This is a genomic window from Pseudonocardia sp. (assembly GCF_029263155.1).
Lineage (GTDB): Bacteria > Actinomycetota > Actinomycetes > Mycobacteriales > Pseudonocardiaceae > Pseudonocardia.
This window is the reverse complement of the sequence record NZ_JAJCYB010000075.1, coordinates 1-19,757: the sequence shown is the minus strand read 5'-3', so window position 1 is coordinate 19,757 and position 19,757 is coordinate 1. Positions and strand designations below refer to the sequence as shown.

Sequence of the window (19,757 nt, the reverse complement as noted above, 5' to 3'; positions counted from 1 at the left end):
GCCCGGATTGCAGCAAGGCCACCTTCACGCAATCTCGTTGCGTGAAGGTGGCCTTACTGCAACGAGGGGCGAGGGGTCCGGCGGCGCAGTTGCTGGTCGTGGCCCAGCAGGCCCAGCACGTAGAGCGCCGCGGCCGCCGCCAGCAGCCCCGGGGCGTCGCCGTCGGGGGGGCTGAGGAACGCCGCGGCGGCCACGGCCAACACGTAGCCGACGTTGAACACGATGTCGTAGAGCGCGAACACCCGGCCCAGCACCCCGTCGCCCGCCTCACCCTGTACGGCGGCGTCGGTGCACAGCTTCACCACCTGCCCGGCCAGCCCGATCACGAACGCGGCCACCATCACCGCGGGCAGGCTCAGCAGCGCGGCCAGACCGAGCTGGGTGAGGGCGGCGACGGCGAGCGCGATCCGCACCGTGCGCGCGCGGCCGATCCGCCGCACCAGCCACGGCGTCGCCAGCGCGGCGGTGCCCAGCCCGGCCGCGGCCAGCACCACCGCCTCCCCCAGGCCCGCGAACCCGGCGCGCAGCACGCCCTGGTCGGTGAAGGTGTAGCGGAACAGCAGCAGCGTCACGAGCGTGGTGACGCCGAACGCGAGACGGTGCGCGGCGAGCGCCAGGAAGGACGCGGCCACCGTCGGGGCCGCCGCCGTGGCCCGGGCCCCGTCGGCGAAGCCGCGCGCGACCGCCCGTACCGCGGGGCGCTCGTCGGCGCCGTCCGGTCCGAGCCGGTGCGCCCGGAAGCCGGCGGCGAGCAGTGCCGAGAGCAGCGAGCCGATCCCCGCCGCGAGCGTGACCCCGGCCGATCCGGCGTCCCCCGCGCCCAGTAGCTCCCGCAGCCCGATCGCGCTCGCCCCGCCCAGCGCCGCCAGCGCGGCACCGGCGGTGACCGCGAGCGTGTTGGCCTCGACGAGGTGCCGTCGCGGCACGACGTGCGGCAGCGCCGTCGACAGTCCGGCCAGCAGGAACCGGCTCACCCCGGCCACCGCCAGCGCCGCGACGAACAGCGGCGGCCCGGCCACCCCCGCGTACACCGCCGCCGCGACGACGGCGACGAGCCCGGCGCGCAGCAGGTTGGCGAACAGCAGCACCCGGCGGCGGTCCCACCGGTCCAGCAGCGCACCGGCGAACGGCCCGATGATCGAGTACGGCAGCAGCAGCACCGCGAGACCGGCGGCGACGGCCAGCGGGTCCGCCTGCCGTTCCGGGTTGAACAGCACCGCCCCGCCGAGCGCGGCCTGGAACATCCCGTCGCCCCACTGCGCGGCGAACCGGACACCCAGCAGCCTGCGGTAGCCAGGCGTCCTGGCGAGCCGGGCTACCCCCAGCCGGACGCCGGGATCGGCGGTGCCGCCCTCGCGCGGACCGGGCTCGGGCGGCGTCGGCACGGGGGAAGGCTACGCGTGCAGCGGAGGTGCAACGATGGGGCCGTGGTCGACAGTCCCGCGCCGGATCGGTCCGGAGTGGCCCCCGGTGCGTTGCTCGTTGCCGCCCCGGGACTCACCGACCCGAACTTCCGGCGCACGGTCGTCTACATGATCGAGCACCGCCCGCAGGGCAGCCTCGGCGTGGTCCTCAACCGTCCCAGCGAGGTGCCGGTGCAGGATGTGTTACCGATGTGGGCGCCGCTGTCGTCGCGGCCGTCCGCGGTGTTCGTCGGCGGGCCGGTCGAGACCGAGACGGCCCTGTGCCTTGCCGCGCTGCGCACCGGCCAGGACCCCGAGGGCGTCGACGGGCTGATCTCGGTACGCGGTCCGGTGGCGCTCGTCGACCTCGACGGCGACCCCGCCGACCTCGCTCCTCGGCTGCGCGGGCTGCGGGTGTTCGCCGGCTACTCCGGCTGGGACGCGCGCCAGCTCGCCGGTGAGATCGCCCGCGGTGACTGGATCGTGGTGCCGGCCCTGCCCGACGACGTGGTCGCGGGCAACGGCCCGGAGCTGTGGGCCCGGGTGCTGCGGCGCCAGGGCATGCCGGTCGCGTTGCTGGCCACGTTCCCCGACGACGTGAAGCTGAACTGAGCCGCGCCGCCGGGGGTGCCGAGCACCGGCCCGCGGTCGCCTCGGCACCCGGACCGGCGCGCGCCGGGCGCTCGGCCGCGCCAGGATGGGGCCATGCCCCGCCCCCGCCCCGAACCCGCAGGTCCCGGCCAGGAGTCCGTCTGGGACTACCCGCGCCCACCTCGCGCCGAGCGCGACCGGCGCCGCGCGGTGCTGCGCCACGGCGGCGTGGTCGTCGCCGACACGACCGACCTGGTCCGCGTGCTGGAGACCAGCCATCCACCCACGTTCTACCTGCCGCGCTCCGCGTTCGGGACGTACCTGACGCCGGTGGAGAGGACCACGTTCTGCGAGTGGAAGGGCGTCGCGCGCTACGTCGACGTGGGGGTACGCGGCGCGGCTCCGCTGCGCGAGGTGGGCTGGTGGTACCCGGAGCCGGATCGGCGCTATCCGGACCTGCACGACCGGGTGGCCGTCTACGCCGGGCCGTTCGACGAGATCACGCTCGACGGGGTGCGCGTCGAGCCGCAGCCCGGCGGCTTCTACGGCGGCTGGGTGACCCCGGAGGTGGTCGGACCGTTCAAGGGCGGCGAGGGATCCTGGGGCTGGTGAATCCGTACCGTCGTCGCAGAGGCCGTCGTCCGTCGCACGGGCTGCAGCATGTGCGAGGGCCCGAAGGGTCTGCGACGCGCCGTCCCGTCATGCTCGGCCGGCGTCGCGGGACGGCTGCTCGGCGGCCTTGCGTTCGGCTCCCGCCGGGTCGGCGCCGGCGCCGTCGCCGCATCCCGCCACCAGATCGCATCCCGCACAGGTTCCGGCGCAGGCCGACGGCACCACCGGGTCCGGCACCGTCGCCGCCGCCCGCTGACCCATCATTCCGCCGAACGCGCCGAGCACCGCGGTACCCGCCACCGCCACCGCCACCACGGCGACCGACACGGCCCCGGACGGTCCGGCGAGCGTGACGAGCCCACCTGCGACGGCGACGGCGCCCGCCGCCCCGATCGGCGCCGCGGCCACCCGGTTGGCGAGCAGGAAGGCGGCGTCGGAGCGCAGCGTCTCGACGGTGCGCACCCCCGCCCAGCGGTTGCGCGGCAGGCGCCCCCGCGCCCCGAGCACGGCCACCGCCAGCAGCAACAGCCCGGCCAGCGCCAGCAGGGAACCGAGGATCAGGCGCGGCACGAGGGGCACGGTGACCAGGGTAGGTCAACCCGATCGCACCCCGACCGGCCCCGGGTCTACCCTGGTGACGTGGCCCGACGACTTCTTCTCGGCGCCGCGCCGGTCTGACCGACCCCGGCGCGGCAACCCCTCACGCCTCGTGGCGGAGGGGTTTCGTGCTTTCCGGGCCCCGCCACGAACCCATCGGGATGGACATGAGCACCGACACCAGCACCGCCGTCGACCCCGTCGCGGATGCGCCGCCCTTCCGCTACGGTGCCGCGCTGGCCACCGAGATCGAGCGCCGTTGGCAGGACCGCTGGGAGCGCGAGGGCACGTTCCAGACGCCCAGCCGCCCGGGACCCGACGCCGGGGCGAAGGTCTACCTGATGGACATGTTCCCGTACCCGTCCGGGTCGGGCCTGCACGTCGGGCATCCGCTGGGCTTCATCGGCACCGACGTGCTCGGCCGTTACCTGCGGATGAACGGCCGCACGGTGCTGCACACGATGGGTTTCGACTCCTTCGGCCTGCCCGCCGAGCAGTACGCGGTGCAGACGGGCACGCACCCGCGCACCACCACCGAGGCCAACATCCGTCGTTACAAGGAGCAGCTGCGCCAGCTGGGCCTGGCCCACGACGACCGCCGCTCGGTGGCCACCACCGACGTCGAGTTCTACCGCTGGACGCAGTGGATCTTCCTGCAGATCTACAACGCCTGGTACGACCCCGAGCAGCGCAAGGCCCGCCCGATCGCGGAGCTGGAGGCCGAGTACGCCGCCGGCACCCGCGGTCCGTGGGACGAGTTGTCCCGCGTCGAGCAGCGCAGGGTGATCGACGGCCACCGCCTGGCCTACATCTCCGAGGCGCCGGTGAACTGGTGCCCCGGTCTGGGCACGGTGCTGGCCAACGAGGAGGTCACCGCCGACGGCCGCAGCGAGCGCGGCAACTTCCCGGTGTTCCGGCGCAGCCTGAAGCAGTGGATGATGCGGATCACCGCGTACTCCGACCGCCTGGTCGCCGACCTGGACCGCCTGGACTGGCCCGACTCGGTCAAGGCGATGCAGCGCAACTGGATCGGCCGTTCCGAGGGCGCGGTCGTCCGGTTCGGCACGGCCACCGGCACCGGCGCGCCCGCCGACATCGAGGTCTTCACGACCCGCCCCGACACCCTGTTCGGCGCGACGTACATGGTGCTGGCCCCCGAGCACCCGCTGGTGACGAGCCTGACGCCGCTGGAGTGGCCCGAGGGCACCGACGAGCGCTGGACCGGGGGCGCGGGCACGCCGGCGCTGGCCGTCGAGGACTACCGGTTCCGGGCCGGTCGCAAGACCGACCTGGACCGCCAGGAGAACCGGGACAAGACCGGCGTCTTCACCGGCGCGCACGCGGTCAACCCGGTCAACGGCGAGCGGATCCCGGTGTTCGTCGCCGACTACGTCCTGATGGGGTACGGCACCGGCGCGATCATGGCGGTGCCCGGTCAGGACCAGCGTGACTGGGACTTCGCCACCGCGTTCGGGCTGCCGATCGTCCGCACGGTCGACCCGGGCGAGTGGGACGGTGAGGCCTTCACCGGGGACGGCCCGGCCGTCAACTCGGCCAACGAGGAGATCAGCCTGGACGGGCTGGGCGTCGCCGAGGCCAAGCGCGCGATCACCGACTGGCTGGTCGCCCGCGGCGACGGCGAGGCGGTCACCCAGTACAAGCTGCGCGACTGGCTGTTCTCCCGCCAGCGCTACTGGGGCGAGCCGTTCCCCGTGGTGTGGGACGCCGACGGCCTGCCGGTCGGGCTGCCCGACTCCGAGCTGCCTGTCGAGCTGCCCGAGATCGACGACTACTCGCCCAAGACCTACGCCCCCGACGCGGCCGACACCGAGCCGGAGCCGCCGCTGTCACGCAACGAGGACTGGGTCATCGCCGAGCTGGACCTGGGAGGCGGCGCGGCGTCCTACCGGCGCGAGACGAACACGATGCCGCAGTGGGCCGGGTCCTGCTGGTACCACCTGCGCTACCTGGACCCGGACAACCACGAGCGCTTCGTCGACCCGGAGGTCGAGCGGTACTGGCTGGGCCCGGACCCGGCGACACCGGGGGACCCGGGCGGCGTCGACCTGTACGTCGGCGGCGTCGAGCACGCCGTGCTGCACCTGCTGTACGCCCGCTTCTGGCACAAGGTGCTCTACGACCTGGGGCACCTGAGCTCCGAGGAGCCGTTCCGCAGGCTGTTCAACCAGGGCTACATCCAGGCGTTCGCCTACACCGACGCCCGCGGCACCTACGTCCCGGCCGAGGAGGTCGTGGAGTCGCCCGACGGTGGTTTCACGTGGAACGGCGAGCCGGTGCAGCGCGAGTACGGGAAGATGGGCAAGTCGCTGCGCAACGTCGTGACGCCCGACGAGATGTGCGAGCGCTACGGCGCCGACACCTTCCGGCTGTACGAGATGTCGACCGGCCCGATGGACGTGTCACGCCCGTGGTCCACCCGCGACGTCGTCGGCTCGCAGCGGTTCCTGCAGCGGGTCTGGCGCAACCTGGTCGACGAGCAGACCGGGGCCGTGCGCGTCACCGACGACGAGCCCGACGTCGAGACGCTGCGCGCGCTGCACCGGGCGATCGCCGGGGTGCACGTCGACTACCGGGCCCTGCACTACAACACGGCAGCGGCCAAGCTGATCGAGCTCAACAACCACCTGACGAAGCGCGGCGCCCCCGTACCGCGGTCGGTGGCAGAGCAGCTGGTGCTGATGATGGCCCCGCTGACCCCGCACATCGCGGAGGAGCTGTGGTCGCGCCTGGGCCACGGTGACTCGCTGGCCTACGCCCCGTTCCCGGTGGCGGACGAGCGGTACCTGGTGGCGGACACGGTGGAGTACCCGATCCAGGTCAACGGCAAGGTCCGCTCGCGCGTCACGGTCCCGGCGGACGCCTCGGCCGGCGACGTCGAGGCGGCGGCACTGGCCGATCCGAAGGTGGTGGCCGCGCTGGACGGCGCGGCCCCCCGCAAGGTGATCGTGGTGCCGGGCCGCCTGGTGAACGTGGTCCGCTGACGGCCGGGCCCGCTCACCGGTTCCGGCGCGGCACATCACGGGTCGGGCGCCACGCGCGGCACCGGTGAGCGCGGTGCACCGCCGGGCGGCCCCCGGCCCCCGGCGCCCGCCGGCTCGGAACCGACAGGCGGGCGGGACACGTCCCCCGGTTCCATCCCGCCGATCACGGGAGGAGGCACCAACGGCTCCGGCACCGCGACGAGGGGCGGGCCGGCCAATGTGCCCGCGACGGGCCGGGCTACCGCACGCCGGGGGCGGACTGCGGACGGGTCGTCGCGTCAGCGCCGGCGTCGAGGCGGGCGGGGGCGGGTCGGGGTGCCCTCCCCGCGGGCGATGGCCACGTAGTCGGAGTGCTTGAGCCACTCGTCGACGACGTCCACCACCGTGGTGGCGTCGCTGATCGCGGCCGGGCCCTCCCCCGGCGGCACGGCGCCGTCGGCGTGGGCGAGCTCGGCCCGGTTGTACAGCGAGCGCAGCAGCCGCCCGGTGTCGGGATCCAGCCCGCGTTCGAGCACCACGTGCCGGACGAACGCCGCCACGACCGCGCCCGGCTCGGGCTCCGGTGGTCGCCCCAGCTCGAGCAGGACCGACTCGGCGGCGGCGAGCGCCGCCCGGAACGCGAGCGCGACCGTCTGGGCGGCGAACCCGGTGGTCGCGAGCAGGTGGGCGGCGAACAGTTCCTCGCGGGCGCGCGGGACCCCGATACGTGGGTCCGGGGTCATGCGACCACCCGGGCCTCGGCCACGGCACGGGCCAGCATCGGGGTGCCGGGCGAGCGCAGCTGGGTGGCGTCCACCGGGACCGCGGTGACCGCCAACCCGGAGCGCTCGGTGTGCCGCCACAGCACGTCGTCCATCCGGTGCAGCTCCTCCCAGATCGACCGCAGCTCGTCGAGCACCACGATCAGCTGCAGGTCGAACTCCCCCGGACCGTCACCGCGCACCCAGGAACCGAACACGAGCACCTGCCGGAGCCGGTCGCCGTAGAGCATGCCCAGGTCGACCGCGACCGCGGCCGGGAGGTCCTCCTCGCCCGCGGTCGGGTCGGGGTGGGCGGCCGCAAGCCGTTCGGCGACGGCGCGGTCCACCAGGCCCTCGTCGGCGAGCCAGCGCAGTGCCCGTCTGCGTGCCCGGGCGTCGCGGTAGCGGAACCACTGGTCGCGCAGGTCCGGGAACTCGACCAGCGTGTCCTTGAAGCGGCGGAACGCGCCACGGCCGCTGATCGCGCGATCGAGCAGGTCGGCGGCCCGGCGGTGGTGCACGGCGGCCACGAACTGCGCCATGTCCTGATAGCTCTCGTGCGACTCGGTCCGGCGGATCCGCCTTCCCGTGGGCCGCGGACCGCCGACATCGGCGAGGTGGGACCGGATCTCGCCGGTGTCGGGATCGAGCCACCAGGTGACTCCCGGTGTGTGGTCGTCGAGGGCGGCGCAGAGCCCGTCGAGATCCACGGCCTCCGGATCGAGCATGGTGCGACCGTACCCGTCGTGGGCGTCAGTCGGGGCGACGCGACGTGCCGCCCACGGCGGAGGCGAGCAGGACCGCGGCCCAGATGCCGAGCGGGATCGCCGGCCAGAACGCGTTGAACTGGCCCGACGCGAGCGACGTCGCGCCCCAGATCCCGATCATGATGATGGCGCCGCCCAGCCACGAACGCCACTCGTCCCACCACTGCGCGCGTTCCACCGCGGCCTTCTCCTTGGCCACCACCTTCCGGTCGGGCACGGGAGCGGGCAGGTCGGCGGTGACGCGCTCGAGTTCGGCGTAGGTGCGTGCCGCGTAGGCATGCTGGAGCCGCTCGTCGTAGTCGGAGAGGTCGAGGCGGCCCTCGTCGACGGCGGCCTGCAGCCGCTGCGCCACGGCGTTGCGGTCGGCGTCCGACGCGCGCATGTAGCCGTGGCCGCCCCGGTGTTCGATGTCCCCGCTCACGGAGCCCAGGGTAGGCGCGCCCGAGGGGTCCGCGCATCGATCGCACGGCGGATGGTGACAACTGTCAGCAGCACATCCGCTGAACGGACTCAGGCGCTGAACGGACTCAGGCGCTGAACGGGCTCAGGCGCCGGTCGGGCGCAGGACCAGCTCGGTCAGCGCCGCGTCCGCGGGAGCCGTCACCGCCAGCAGGACCGCACCCGCCACCGACTCCGGACGCAGGAACGCGGAGGGGTCGTACGTGCCGCCCTCGTGCTCGACGACGGCGCGCTGCATGTCGGTGTCGACGCGCCCGGGGTGCACCGACGTGACACGCACCCCCGAGTCCGCCTCCTCGGCGCGCAACGCGTCCGCGAACGCGCGCAGTGCGAACTTGCTGGCCGCGTAGGACGCCCACCCGGGTCGGGCGGCGAGCCCGGCACCGGAGTTGAGCAGCACGACCCGGCCTCGGGCCGCCCGAAGGGCCGGTAGCAGCAGCCGGGTCAGCTCGGCGACGGCGACGACGTTGACCTCGAACTGCTGTCGCCACACCGAGGCCGGGGTGTCGGCCACGGTCCCGAGCAACCCGGTGCCTGCGGAGTGCACCAGCACGTCGAGCCGGTCGATCCCGGCGGTGGCCTCGGCCAGCGCCGCGCCGTCGGTGAGCTCCACCGGCCACGGACGCGAACCGGGCAGCTCCGCGGCCAGTGCGGAGAGCGCGGCCGCATCGCGTCCTCCCAGCAGGAGGTCGTGCCCCGGGGCGAGTGCGCGCGCGACCGCGGCACCGATGCCCCGGGACGCTCCGGTGACGAGGGCGACGGGCTTCATGTGCGGATCATGCCCCACGTCGACGCCCGGGGTCGATTCAGACGCGGCGGGCCGAGTGGAACGGGCGCCCGTCGAGCGATGCGATCGCGACCGGCTTGCCGGCCCGGCTGGAGTGGACCATCTGCCCGTTGCCGATGTAGATGCCGACGTGGCGGACCGGGGAGTAGAAGAACACCAGGTCGCCGGGCTGCAGGTCGGCCCGCGACACCGGCGTCCCGGCCCGCGACTGGGCGCGCGAGGTACGGGGCACGTCGACGCCGGCCTGGGCGAAGGCCCACGTGACCAGGCCGGAGCAGTCGAACGACGACGGCCCGGTGCCGCCCCAGCGGTACGGGGAGCCGATCTTGCTCAGGGCCAACCGCACCGCGGTGGTGCGGGCGCTGAGGGCGGCGGTGGGGGCGGCGGCGGCCACCGGCGCGACCGGCGTGCGGACGACGGGCGCCGCCTGCAGCGAGGCGGCCGCAGCGGCCGACGTCGCGGGAGCGGCGGCGGCGCCGGTCGCCGGCAGCACGGTCAGCAGTGCGGCAGCCGCGGCGGTGGTGGCCACGACCGCGGCACGGGTGGCGTAGGCGCGCAGGTGGGGCTGCGTCGAGGGGGCCGGCGACGTGCTGGTCGGCGCGGGGTTCGACACGGGGTGGATCGGCACGGATGGGGTCCTCGAGGTGAGCACCGTCGGACGGCGATCGCGAGCAGGGGAGCGCGCGGCGGTCGAACGGGGATCGCGGTCGCGTGGCCGCCGGTCGTGCGCGGTGGCGCCGTTCCCGTCCGTCCAGACGGTGACCCCGCGCCCTCCGCTCCGGGTGAGCGGTGGTCTCGCGAGGCCGCCGTCGAGATTACGAACAGATCACTGCGAGATGAATGACCAAGGTCTCAATTGCGCTGGTCTGTTCTCGTGAGCATTTTCACCGGGTAGAACACTCGGAAAGACGAGTCGCAAGCCTGTGGTCAGGCCCCTGCGTGGCGCCACCGGTGCTGTTCAGGTGATCGCGGGCCAGGAATGGGGCCGCGCGCACCGAATTTCGGGCCGAACGGGTGAAAACGTTGCCAGAGTGCAAGGTCCGGCGTCGCCTGAAACATTTGCAGGAACGAAGCACATTCGCCATCAGTGCGGCGGGCCGGGCCGCGGCGGGCGCGGGGGGACCCCGGACGGACCCCGGCCCCCATGGGGGCCGGGCGGCGGCGGCCACGACTGCGGACCGTGTGCGGTCACCGGCGGCGGACCGGGCGGAGGCGGGGTCCAGTTCTGCGGGCCGCGATGCTGCATCGCGACGGTCAGCGCCTCGGGATGGCCGACGGCGGCCACCCGGGCCCGGACGAGCGCCGCCAGCGCCTGGTCGTGCCACAGCGGCGCCGACGAACCCACGGTGCCGCGGGCGATCCGCGCCCGCAGGAAGGCGAGCTCGGTGACCGCCGCCTGGTACTCGACCACGGCCCGCGCGGTGGCCCGCCCGGACCGCCTGCGGACCGCGGCCTGCCAGCCGCGCCTCCCGGCCAGGCTGGACAGCAGGCTGATCTCGCTCGGCGCGATCCACCCGGCCTGTGCGAACAGCGGGAGCTGGTCGGCCACGGTGCGCTGCTCACGGCGCCGCTGCCACACGACGACGCCGGCCATGGCCAGGAACAGCGGCACCATCACGAACGCGTAGACACCGAGGAACGCCGTGCCGCCGAGCAGCGTGGCCGAGCCGTTCCACAGCGCGTGCAGCGCGACGGCCAGCAGGTACCCGACGGCGACGGCGACCACCCGCACCCCCGTGCTGCGCGACGTCGCGGCGATCCCGGCACCGATCCCGATCATCGCGGTGAACAGCGGGTGCGCGAACGGGGAGAGCACCCCGCGCACGAGCAGCACGCCCAGCACGGCACCGCCCTGCCCCATCGCGTCCTCGGCGAAGGCGCGCCCGATGTAGAGGATGTTCTCGGTGAACGCGAACCCGGCGGCGACCAGACCGGCGTAGACGATGCCGTCGATCACGCCGTCGAACTCGCGGTAGCGGAAGACCAGCAGGCCGACGAGGAACGCGCCCTTCACCGCCTCCTCGACGATCGGGGCCACCACGACCGCGCCGTAGACGTCCCCCGCGCCGGTCATCACCTGCTCGATGGCCAGCGCGGCACCGGAGTTGATGAGCAGCGCGGTCAGCGTCGCGAAACAGGCGCCCCACAGGAACGCGAACAGCAGCAACCGAGGTGGCTCGGGCTCCCAGCGGTCGATCCACAGGAACGTGGCCACCACCGGGCCGACCGGCAGCAGCGCGCACAGCGCGCCGACGATCACTCCGCCCGCCCCGACGGTGCCCCCGACCAGGCCGAGCACGATCAGCCCGCAGATCGCCAGCGCCACCAGCCCGACGACCGGCCCGAGCACCCACCGGCGTTGCCGGCCCGGCGTCGGCAGCGGCGCCGGCGCCCCCCATCCACCCGTGAGCTGCGCCATGCCGCCACACCCTACGGGCCGCGGTGGATCACCGTGCGCTGTCGGACTCCGCGTCGTCGGGGGCGCGACAGCAGCGTTCCAGCCACAGCGCACCGGCCACCAGCCCCAGGGCGCAGACCAGTCCGACGGCGGCGCCGACCGAGTCCTCCGCCGCCGCCACGATGTCCGTGCTGCGGGGCAGCACGTACGCCAGCAACCCGAGCCAGGCCCCTGCGACGATGGCCCCCGACAGCGAGGACGCCTTCGCGACGAGCACGGCCCGCGCCGCGACCAGCGGCTCGACCGGAGTGGTCCCCGGCCTGCGCCTGATGCGGGCGCGCAGCAGCGAGCCGGTGACGGCCTCGGCCAGCCCGAGGACGCCCAGGGTGACACCCGCCGGGGCCGGGATCGCCGGGAGCCCGCCGTAGGTCAGGCGGACCAGCAGGTGCACGACGACCGCGGTCACCAGCCCGGCGACCAGCAGGTCCCGCGGCCGGGTCGCGGTGATCACAGCTCCGGCCCCGGCCGCATGCCGGTCTCGGCGTCGGGTCCGAGCCCGGCGAGCAGGTCGGCGACCGGCCCGTGCCCGGGGAGCACCGCCGCGGGGTCGACGTCGAGCCACGGACGCAGCACGGTGGCCCGCGCCGGCGTGCCCGGGTGTGGCAGCTGCAGGTCGGGATGGTCGCTGTGGACGGGTCCGTCGTCGCCGGTCACCGTCACGACGTCGACGTCGAGCGTCCGCGGCCCCCAGCGCACCTCCCGCACCCGCCCCGACGCGTCCTCCAGCGCCTGCCCGCGCCGCAGCCACGCCCACGCGTCGGCGCCCGCGTCGTCGACGACGATCACGGCGTTGAGGAAGTCGTCCTGCTCCACCCCGCCCCACGGCGCCGTCTCGTACACCGGGGACACGGCCACCAGCACGTCGGCGAACCCGGTGACGGCGGCGCGCAGGTGCGCGAGCCGGTCGCCGAGGTTGGAGCCCAGCGACAGCACGGCGCGCGTCATCGATGACTCCTCACGCCGACCCGGCGCACCCGCACGCAGGGCCCGACTCGCGCGCACGGGCACCCCGACTCGCGCGCACGCAGGGCCCGACTCGTGCGCACGGGCACCCCGACTCGCGCGCCCGCAGGGCCCGACTCGCGGGAGGTCATGCGGGCACGATCCGGCCGCGGGTGTCCTTGCGGGAGCGCCTCGCCACCACCGCGACGTCGGCGAACTCCAGCGGGATCGGCGCCTGCGGCTTGTGCAGCACCACCTCCACGGCGTGGCACCGGGCGTCGGTCATGACGTCGTTGGCGATCCGCCCGGCCACCGTCTCGATCAGGTCGCACGGCTCGCCGGCGACGATGGCGGCCGCCCGTTCGGCGAGCTCGCCGTAGTGCAGCGTGTCGGCGAGGTCGTCGGAGGCGGCGGCGGGCGCCAGGTCCATCCACACCGTGATGTCGACGACGAAGTCCTGCCCGTCGCGGCGCTCGTGCGCCAACACGCCGTGGTGCCCGCGCACCCGCAGCCCCCGCAGCTCGATCCGATCCGTCATGTCACCTCCCGAGGTGCTCGCACACCGGAGGCGGGGCCCGCACACCGCTCCGGCCCGGGGTGCGGCCCACCCCAGGTGTGTGCGACCGGCGGGTCATGGGCGCGGTGGGCCCGATCGGGCGCGGGAGGCGCCGAGCTGCCAGGCCGCCGCGACCGCCACCGCGTCCATGCTCGACTCGACGTCGTGGACCCGCACGCCCCAGGCCCCGGCGTGCGCGGCCAGCGCGGTGACCGCGGCCGTGGCGCCGTCGCGGGCGGGCAGCGGCCGTGGAATGCCGTCGGCGTCGGCCAGCAGCTCGCCGAGGAACCGCTTGCGCGACGCCCCCACCAGCACCGGGAAGCCGAGCGCGACCAGCACGTCGAGCCTGCGCAGCAGCGCCCAGTTGTGCGCCGCGGTCTTGGCGAACCCGAGCCCCGGGTCGAGCACCAGCAGTCCGGGATCGACCCCGGCGAGCACGGCCGCGTCGGCCCGGGCCACCAGCTCGGCCCGCACCTCACCGATCACGTCCTCGTAGGAAGCCAGCTCGTTCATCCGGTCGCTGTGCCCACGCCAGTGCATGAGGATCCACGGCACCCGCGCCGCGGCGACCACCGCGGCCATGCGCCGGTCGGCCAGCCCGCCCGACACGTCGTTGACGACGGATGCACCCACGTCCACCGCCGCCTCGGCGACGGCGGCGCGGGTGGTGTCGATGCTGACCCGCACCCCCTCGCTCACGAGCTCGCGGACCACCGGGAGCACGCGCCCGGCCTCCACGTCCGCGTCGACGCGCCCCGCTCCCGGGCGGGTGGACTCGCCGCCCACGTCGACCAGGTCGGCGCCGGCGTCCCGCATCGCCACGCCGTGGGCGACGGCGTGGCCGAGATCGACGTAGCGCCCGCCGTCGGAGAACGAGTCGGGGGTGACGTTGAGGACGCCGAGCACCGCGCACCGCCCGGGCCGGGGCAGCACCACCATCATCCGCTCCGGATGAGCGAGTAGGCCTCGGCGCGCGACGACGGCGAGGTCTGGAACAGCCCGCGCACGGCCGAGGTCATCGTGCGCGACCCCGGCTTGCGGATGCCGCGCATCCCCATGCACAGGTGCTCGGCCTCCATCACGACGATGACGCCGCGCGGTTCGAGCTTGCGCACCAGCGCGTCGGCGACCTGCCCGGTGAGCCGCTCCTGCACCTGCGGTCGCCGCGCGTACAGGTCGACCACCCGTGCGATCTTCGACAGCCCGGTGACCCGACCGTCCGCCCCCGGGATGTACCCGACGTGGGCCATCCCGTGGAACGGGACGAGGTGGTGCTCGCAGGTGGAGAACATCGGGATGTCCTTCACCAGGATCAGCTCCCGGTGCGACTCGTCGAACGTCTTGTCCAGCGCCGAGTCCGGCTCGGTGTAGAGCCCGGCGAAGATCTCCTCGTAGGCGCGGGCCACCCGGGCCGGGGTCTCGCGCAGGCCCTCCCGGTCGGGGTCCTCGCCCACGGCGAGCAGCAGCTCGCGGATCGCGGCCTCGGCCCGGGCACGGTCCATGGTGGGGCGGCCGTCGGTCAGCGCCACCCCGGCCGTGAGACCTTCGGGGACTCCGGTGCTCAGCGTGACCCGCCCGGGTCGTCACCGTCGCCCGGCTGCTCGGCGGGCGGCGTGTGGTGACCGTTCCCGTTCCCGTTCCCGGTGGGCGACGGCGCGGGCTGGGTCCACGGCTGCGGCGGGGGCTGCTGCGGGGGCTGCCACTGCCCGGCGGGCGGCCAGGTCTGGCCCGACGGTGTGGTGGCCGGACGCCAGCCGGGCGGTGCCCCGTAGTTGTGCGGGACCGAGTTCGGCTGCCCCTGCGGCGCCGGCACGCCCCAGGTGGGTTGGGCCGGGACGGCGCCGGGGTAGCCGGCCTGTGGCCCGGGCGTGGGGACCGGGACCGCGCCCCCGGGGTAGGACCCGACCGGCGTCGGCTCGCGGGGGGTGGGCTCGGGTGGCGACGGCGGCCACGGCTCGCCGCGCTCCTTGGCCAGCTCGCCCGGCGTCTGGATCGGCGGCTTGTCCGACGGGGTGCGTCCGCCGAAGTCGTTGAACGCGGTGATCCGCGGCCGCTTCTGCACCCGGTCGAAGATCCGTTCCAGGTCCTTGCGGGTGAGCGTCTCCTTCTCCAGGAGCTCGAACACCAGCTCGTCGAGGACGTCGCGGTAGGTGTTGAGGATGTCCCACGCCTCGGTGTGCGCGGCCTCGATGAGCTTGCGCACCTCCTCGTCGATCTCGTGGGCGACCTCGAGGGAGTAGTCGGCCTTGTTGCCCATCGAGCGGCCCAGGAACGGGTCACCCTGCTCCTGGCCGTAGCGGACGGCGCCCAGGCGGGCGCTCATGCCGTACTCGGTGACCATCGCGCGCGCGATCTTGGTGGCCTGGTCGATGTCGGAGGACGCCCCGGTGGTGGGCTCGTGGAACACGAGCTCCTCGGCCGAGCGGCCCCCCATCGCGAACACCAGGCGTCCGATCATCTCCGAGCGCGTCATCAGCCCCTTGTCGTCCTCGGGGACGACGAGGGCGTGCCCACCGGTGCGCCCGCGCGGCAGGATGGTGAGCTTGTACACCGGCTCCAGGTCGGGCATGGCCCACGCGGCGAGCGCGTGCCCGCCCTCGTGGTAGGCGGTGATCTTCTTCTCCTGCTCGGAGATGATCTTCCCCTTGCGGCGGGGGCCGCCGACGACGCGGTCGACCGACTCCTCCAGCGCCGCCCCGTTGATCAGGGTGGCGTTCTCGCGGGCGGTGAGCAGCGCGGCCTCGTTGATGACGTTGGCCAGGTCGGCGCCGGACATGCCGACGGTGCGCTTGGCCAGCGCCTCGAAGTCGACGTCGGGCGCGAACGGCTTGCCCTTCGAGTGCACCTGCAGGATGGAGCGCCGTCCCGCCATGTCGGGGGCGCTCACCGGGATCTGCCGGTCGAAGCGGCCCGGCCGCAGCAGGGCGGGATCGAGGATGTCCGGGCGGTTGGTGGCGGCGATGAGGATGATGCCGCCGCGGGCGTCGAAGCCGTCCATCTCGACGAGCAGCTGGTTGAGGGTCTGCTCGCGTTCGTCGTGGCCGCCGCCGAGTCCGGCGCCGCGCTGGCGGCCGACCGCGTCGATCTCGTCGACGAAGATGATGCACGGGCTGTTCTGCTTGGCCTGCTCGAACAGGTCGCGGACCCGGGACGCGCCGACACCGACGAACATCTCGACGAAGTCGGAGCCGGAGATCGTGTAGAACGGCACGCCCGCCTCGCCTGCGACCGCGCGGGCCAGCAGCGTCTTGCCGGTGCCGGGCGGGCCGTAGAGCAGCACACCCTTCGGGATCTTCGCGCCCAGCGCCTGGTAGCGCTGCGGGCTCTGCAGGAAGTCCTTGATCTCGTACAGCTCCTCGACGGCCTCATCGGCGCCCGCGACGTCGGAGAAGGTGGTCTTGGGCATGTCCTTGTTGAGCTGCTTGGCCTTCGACTTGCCGAACGACATCACCCGGTTGCCGCCGCCCTGGGCGTTGTTCATCATCCAGAACAGGACGAGCAGCACCAGGCCCAGCGGGATCAGGTAGATCAGCATCGTGGTCAGGAACGAGTCCTGGCGCACGGCCACGTCGAACGGCGGGCTGTCGGGGGCGTCCTGCAGGGCCTGCACGATCCGGTCGCTGGTCTGCTGGGGGTACTGCGTGAGGATCTCGGTGCTGCCCTCGACCGGCTGGTCGAGGGTGAGCCGCAGGCGCTGCTCGCGGTCCTCGACCAGCGCCTCGGTGACGTTGCCGGACTGGATCTGCGCGAGCGCCACCGACGTGTCGACCCGGGTGTAGCCGCGGGTGTCGTCGAAGAGCAGGCTGAAGGAGAAGTAGACCAGGACCGCGACGAGGATCCAGATCAACGGGTTGCGGAGCAGGCGCTTGCGGTCCATGCAGCTTCGGCCTGTGGCGGCCTTCACCCTCTCTGGTGCGACGATCCCGGCTTTCGAGCACACCGGCGGCGACCTGCCGCGGCGCGACCGGCCCCCGATCCGTCCAGGGTAGCGGTCGTGGGCCCGGACTGCGTCGCTGCGGGCGACGGGCGTACCACCGGTTCGGTTACGTCACGCTCAACGAGCGGGACGCGGTCGGTGTTCCCCCCACGGACATCACCACAACGGGGGGTATCCAGGTAGTGGTCCCGCTCGTTGACCTTCCGCGATCATCGGCGGCGACGGGGGCAGTGCACATGAGGCTCGGACACATCGGGCTCGGTACGGGTAGGCCCCGGATCGCGGCGGCCGCCGCTGCCGCCGGGGTGGTCGTCGTCGGTGTGGTGGTCGCCCCGACCGCCACCGCCGCACCCGTTCTGGTCCTGCCGGCCGCGCAGTCCGACCCCGCCGACTTCGCCCCGGCGGACACCGCGGCGATCCGTCCCGGTGTGGTCACCGAGACCGTCGGCGGCGGCGCGTGCACCACCAACTTCGTCTTCACCGCGGGCGGCCGCACCTTCATCGGGCAGGCCGCGCACTGCGCGGGTACCGGCGAGGCCACGGAGACCAACGGCTGCGACTCGGGTACCGGCCCGCTGGGCACCGAGGTGGCGATCCAGGCCGCCGACGGCACCCAGCGCACGGGCACGCTCGCGTACAGCTCGTGGGTCGCGATGCAGGAGAACGGCGAGACCGACCTGGACGTCTGCCAGTTCAACGATTTCGCCCTCGTCGAGATCGCGCCCGAGGACGTCGCGGACGTCAACCCGACCGTTCCGTTCTTCGGCGGTCCGACCGGCGTCGACTCCGACGGAGTGCCGGCCGGCGAGCAGGTCTACAGCTACGGCAACTCGCCGCTGCGGCTGGGCATCTCCGAGCTCAGCCCGAAGGTCGGCGTCAGCGCGGGCGACGTCGGCGGCGGCTTCGGCCACGAGGTCTACACCCTCACCCCGGGTGTGCCCGGCGACTCGGGCAGCGCCTACCTCGACGCCGACGGCGAGGCGATCGGCCTGCTCTCCACGCTGAACCTCGCGCCGCTGCCGCTGAGCAACGGGCTGAGCGACCTGGCGATGGCGCTGGCCTACGCCAACGCCAACGGTGGTCTCGGCGAGATCGAGCTGGTGCCGGGCACCGAGGCGTTCACCGCCTCGCCCGCCGCCACCCTGCCCACGCCGGCGGGCCCGCCGATCGGCGGCTGACGCCGCCACCCACGAGCGCTCAGGCGTAGACCGACGGGTCGAGCGTGCCGATGTAGGGCAGGTCGCGGTAGCGCTCGGCGTAGTCGAGTCCGTAGCCGACGACGAACTCGTTGGGGATGTCGAAGCCCACGTACCGCACCGGGACCTCGACCTTCACCGCGTCGGGCTTGCGCAGCAGCGTGCACACCTGCAGCGAGGCCGGGCCCCGGGACTCCAGGTTCTTGAGCAGCCAGGACAGGGTGAGCCCGGAGTCGATGATGTCCTCGACGATGAGCACGTGGCGGTTCGCGATGTCGCGGTCGAGGTCCTTGAGGATCCGGACCACGCCCGAGGACGACGTCGACGAGCCGTAGGAGCTGACCGCCATGAACTCGAGCTGGACGGGCAGCGGCAGGGCGCGCGCCAGATCCGTCATGAACATCACGGCGCCCTTGAGCACCCCGATGAGCAGCAGATCGCCGTGTCCGCCTGCATTGGAGGCACCCTTGAGCTGGTCCGCGCAGACCTCCGCGTAGTCCCTGCCGATGAGCTCGGCCAGCTCCGCGGTCTTCTCGCGGATGGCCTGCTCGGTGACCAGCGTGGATGCGATGTCACCGTCGTACACGGCGGGCGTCCTCCTGGATGTGGGGGAATCGGCTGGGGCGCAGGCTGAGCCTGCCACGCGCGCGGACCAGCTCCAACCCACCGGGTACGGCGACACCCGTTCGATCGGGCCCCCGCGCGGCGAGCTCGTCGGCGGCACGCAGGTGGGCGTCGGTGAGACCGGTGACCGACGCCCCGTGCATCCAGGAACGCAGCACCCGCCTGCGCAGGGCGGCCGGTGCGGGTGCGAGTGCGTCGAGCAGCAGCCCGTCGTCGGTGACGGCCCGGGCGAGCACGTCCGCCGCGAGCGTGTCGAGGGCCTCACCGTCCTCGTGCAGCTGCGCTGCCGTGCGGGCCAGCGCGGGTGCCACCCCCCCGCCGAGCACGTCCTCCAGCAGCGGCAGCACCTCGTGGCGCAGTCGCACACGGGTGAATCGGGGCTCGGTGTTGTGCGGGTCGTCCCAGACGGGCAGGCCCAGCGCCGTGCACGCGGCGCGGGTGGTGGCCCGGCGGGTCCGCAGCAGCGGCCGCAGCCAGGGATCGTCCCAGGTGCGCATGCCGTGGATCGACCGCGGCCCCGACCCCCGGCCCAGCCCGAGCAGCACCGTCTCGGCCTGGTCGTCGAGGGTGTGGCCGAGCAGCACCGGAGACTGCGGGTGCGGGCGCGCGGTGCGCAGGGCGGCGTAGCGTGCGCGCCGGGCCGCGGCCTCGATCCCGCCCGGGCCGGAGACCTCGACGCGGTGGGCGGCGGCGGTCGCCCCGAGCCCGGTCAGCAACTCGGCGGTGGCGGCGGCGCGGGCCGCGGAGCCGTCCTGGAGGCCGTGGTCGACGACCGCCACGTGCACCTCAGGGCACACCGACAGCGCGGCCGCGGCGAGGGCGAGGGAGTCGGCGCCGCCGGAGCAGGCGACCAGCACCGGCACCGTGGCCCGTCCGGTGGGTGTGGTGTGTCCGGCGTGCGCGGCCCGTCCGCCGAGCGCGGACCGCACGGCCCGACGCACCTCGGCCACGGCCGGGTGCGGCTTCCCGGAGGGAGTGGACACACCGCCACGGTCCCACGCCACCCCCGGCCCCGCCCCCCCCCGGGGGTGGGGGGCGGGGGCGGGGTGGGCCCGGGGGACCCCCCCCGCCGGGGCGGGGCCGGGG

19 protein-coding genes and 1 pseudogene are annotated in these 19,757 nt (G+C 74.2%); 4 read left to right on the top strand and 16 right to left on the bottom strand.

The features are described from left to right. Window positions 1–53: 53 nt before the first annotated feature. Entirely contained in the window at window positions 54–1,385 is a 1,332-nt protein-coding gene (locus Q1K26_RS15690) for an MFS transporter (protein ID WP_300012727.1), read from the bottom strand. A 42-nt stretch (window positions 1,386–1,427) separates the two neighbouring features. Here Q1K26_RS15690 and Q1K26_RS15685 point away from each other — a divergent pair, with 42 nt between their 5' ends. Together Q1K26_RS15685 and Q1K26_RS15680 are read left to right on the top strand one after the other, a co-directional pair. Next, window positions 1,428–2,015, top strand: a complete 588-nt coding sequence (locus Q1K26_RS15685; RefSeq protein ID WP_300012723.1) for a YqgE/AlgH family protein — start codon at window positions 1,428–1,430, stop codon at window positions 2,013–2,015. A 93-nt stretch (window positions 2,016–2,108) separates the two neighbouring features. Further along, on the top strand, window positions 2,109–2,606 hold the full coding sequence (locus Q1K26_RS15680) for a DUF427 domain-containing protein (protein ID WP_300012720.1): 498 nt from the start codon (window positions 2,109–2,111) through the stop codon (window positions 2,604–2,606). An 87-nt stretch (window positions 2,607–2,693) separates the two neighbouring features. Here the strand turns inward: Q1K26_RS15680 and Q1K26_RS15675 are convergent, their stop codons facing one another. After that, on the bottom strand, window positions 2,694–3,185 hold the full coding sequence (locus Q1K26_RS15675) for an SdpI family protein (RefSeq protein ID WP_300012717.1): 492 nt from the start codon (window positions 3,183–3,185) through the stop codon (window positions 2,694–2,696). A gap of 185 nt (window positions 3,186–3,370) precedes the next feature. Here Q1K26_RS15675 and leuS point away from each other — a divergent pair, with 185 nt between their 5' ends. Further along, window positions 3,371–6,205, top strand: a complete 2,835-nt coding sequence (gene leuS, locus Q1K26_RS15670; RefSeq protein ID WP_300012714.1) for a leucine--tRNA ligase — start codon at window positions 3,371–3,373, stop codon at window positions 6,203–6,205. A 278-nt stretch (window positions 6,206–6,483) separates the two neighbouring features. Here leuS and Q1K26_RS15665 read toward each other — a convergent pair whose 3' ends face one another. From Q1K26_RS15665 to ftsH, 12 genes and pseudogenes are all read right to left on the bottom strand, one after another. Continuing rightward, window positions 6,484–6,927, bottom strand: coding sequence for a hypothetical protein (locus Q1K26_RS15665; RefSeq protein ID WP_300012711.1), 444 nt, complete (start codon window positions 6,925–6,927; stop codon window positions 6,484–6,486). After that, entirely contained in the window at window positions 6,924–7,673 is a 750-nt protein-coding gene (locus Q1K26_RS15660) for a UPF0158 family protein (RefSeq protein ID WP_300012708.1), read from the bottom strand. Before Q1K26_RS15660 ends, Q1K26_RS15665 begins: the two co-directional genes overlap by 4 nt. 25 nt (window positions 7,674–7,698) lie before the next feature. Further along, window positions 7,699–8,133 carry a DUF1707 domain-containing protein gene (locus Q1K26_RS15655; protein WP_300012703.1) on the bottom strand — a complete coding sequence of 145 codons (435 nt, stop codon included), beginning with the start codon at window positions 8,131–8,133 and terminating at the stop codon, window positions 7,699–7,701. A 123-nt stretch (window positions 8,134–8,256) separates the two neighbouring features. Beyond that, window positions 8,257–8,940 carry an SDR family oxidoreductase gene (locus tag Q1K26_RS15650; RefSeq protein WP_300012700.1) on the bottom strand — a complete coding sequence of 228 codons (684 nt, stop codon included), beginning with the start codon at window positions 8,938–8,940 and terminating at the stop codon, window positions 8,257–8,259. A 37-nt stretch (window positions 8,941–8,977) separates the two neighbouring features. Further along, window positions 8,978–9,307: pseudogene (locus Q1K26_RS15645) on the bottom strand (NlpC/P60 family protein); the annotation flags it as partial. A gap of 735 nt (window positions 9,308–10,042) precedes the next feature. Then, a complete protein-coding gene (locus tag Q1K26_RS15640; RefSeq protein ID WP_300012697.1) occupies window positions 10,043–11,377 on the bottom strand; it encodes a PrsW family intramembrane metalloprotease in 1,335 nt (444 codons plus the stop codon). A gap of 28 nt (window positions 11,378–11,405) precedes the next feature. Continuing rightward, the gene (locus Q1K26_RS15635; protein ID WP_363320481.1) at window positions 11,406–11,867 is read right to left on the bottom strand and encodes a DUF3180 domain-containing protein; all 462 of its coding nucleotides are present in this window, start codon (window positions 11,865–11,867) and stop codon (window positions 11,406–11,408) included. Next, window positions 11,864–12,361 (bottom strand): 2-amino-4-hydroxy-6-hydroxymethyldihydropteridine diphosphokinase, encoded by a 498-nt coding sequence (folK, locus tag Q1K26_RS15630; protein ID WP_300012695.1) that lies wholly within the window; start codon window positions 12,359–12,361, stop codon window positions 11,864–11,866. The genes Q1K26_RS15635 and folK overlap by 4 nt, the downstream gene beginning before the upstream one ends. Window positions 12,362–12,506: 145 nt before the next feature. Next, a complete protein-coding gene (folB, locus tag Q1K26_RS15625; protein ID WP_300012692.1) occupies window positions 12,507–12,896 on the bottom strand; it encodes a dihydroneopterin aldolase in 390 nt (129 codons plus the stop codon). 93 nt (window positions 12,897–12,989) lie between these two features. After that, window positions 12,990–13,856: a dihydropteroate synthase gene (gene folP / locus Q1K26_RS15620; RefSeq protein ID WP_300012689.1), complete on the bottom strand. Its 867-nt coding sequence runs from the start codon at window positions 13,854–13,856 to the stop codon at window positions 12,990–12,992. Next, window positions 13,853–14,416 (bottom strand): GTP cyclohydrolase I FolE, encoded by a 564-nt coding sequence (folE, locus tag Q1K26_RS15615; protein WP_300012889.1) that lies wholly within the window; start codon window positions 14,414–14,416, stop codon window positions 13,853–13,855. The genes folP and folE overlap by 4 nt, the downstream gene beginning before the upstream one ends. A 59-nt stretch (window positions 14,417–14,475) precedes the next feature. Further along, the gene (gene ftsH / locus Q1K26_RS15610) at window positions 14,476–16,791 is read right to left on the bottom strand and encodes an ATP-dependent zinc metalloprotease FtsH (RefSeq protein WP_300012686.1); all 2,316 of its coding nucleotides are present in this window, start codon (window positions 16,789–16,791) and stop codon (window positions 14,476–14,478) included. Between the two features lie 296 nt (window positions 16,792–17,087). Between ftsH and Q1K26_RS15605 the strand changes: the two genes are divergently transcribed. After that, on the top strand, window positions 17,088–18,029 hold the full coding sequence (locus Q1K26_RS15605) for a serine protease (protein WP_300012683.1): 942 nt from the start codon (window positions 17,088–17,090) through the stop codon (window positions 18,027–18,029). Window positions 18,030–18,048: 19 nt separating this feature from the next. On the opposite strand, the gene hpt is transcribed toward Q1K26_RS15605, so the two are convergent. Together hpt and tilS are read right to left on the bottom strand one after the other, a co-directional pair. Beyond that, complete coding sequence (gene hpt, locus Q1K26_RS15600) at window positions 18,049–18,633, bottom strand: hypoxanthine phosphoribosyltransferase (RefSeq protein WP_300012680.1); 585 nt, start codon at window positions 18,631–18,633, stop codon at window positions 18,049–18,051. Beyond that, window positions 18,620–19,654: a tRNA lysidine(34) synthetase TilS gene (tilS, locus tag Q1K26_RS15595; RefSeq protein WP_300012677.1), complete on the bottom strand. Its 1,035-nt coding sequence runs from the start codon at window positions 19,652–19,654 to the stop codon at window positions 18,620–18,622. The genes hpt and tilS overlap by 14 nt, the downstream gene beginning before the upstream one ends. Between the last annotated feature and the right edge of the window lie 103 nt (window positions 19,655–19,757).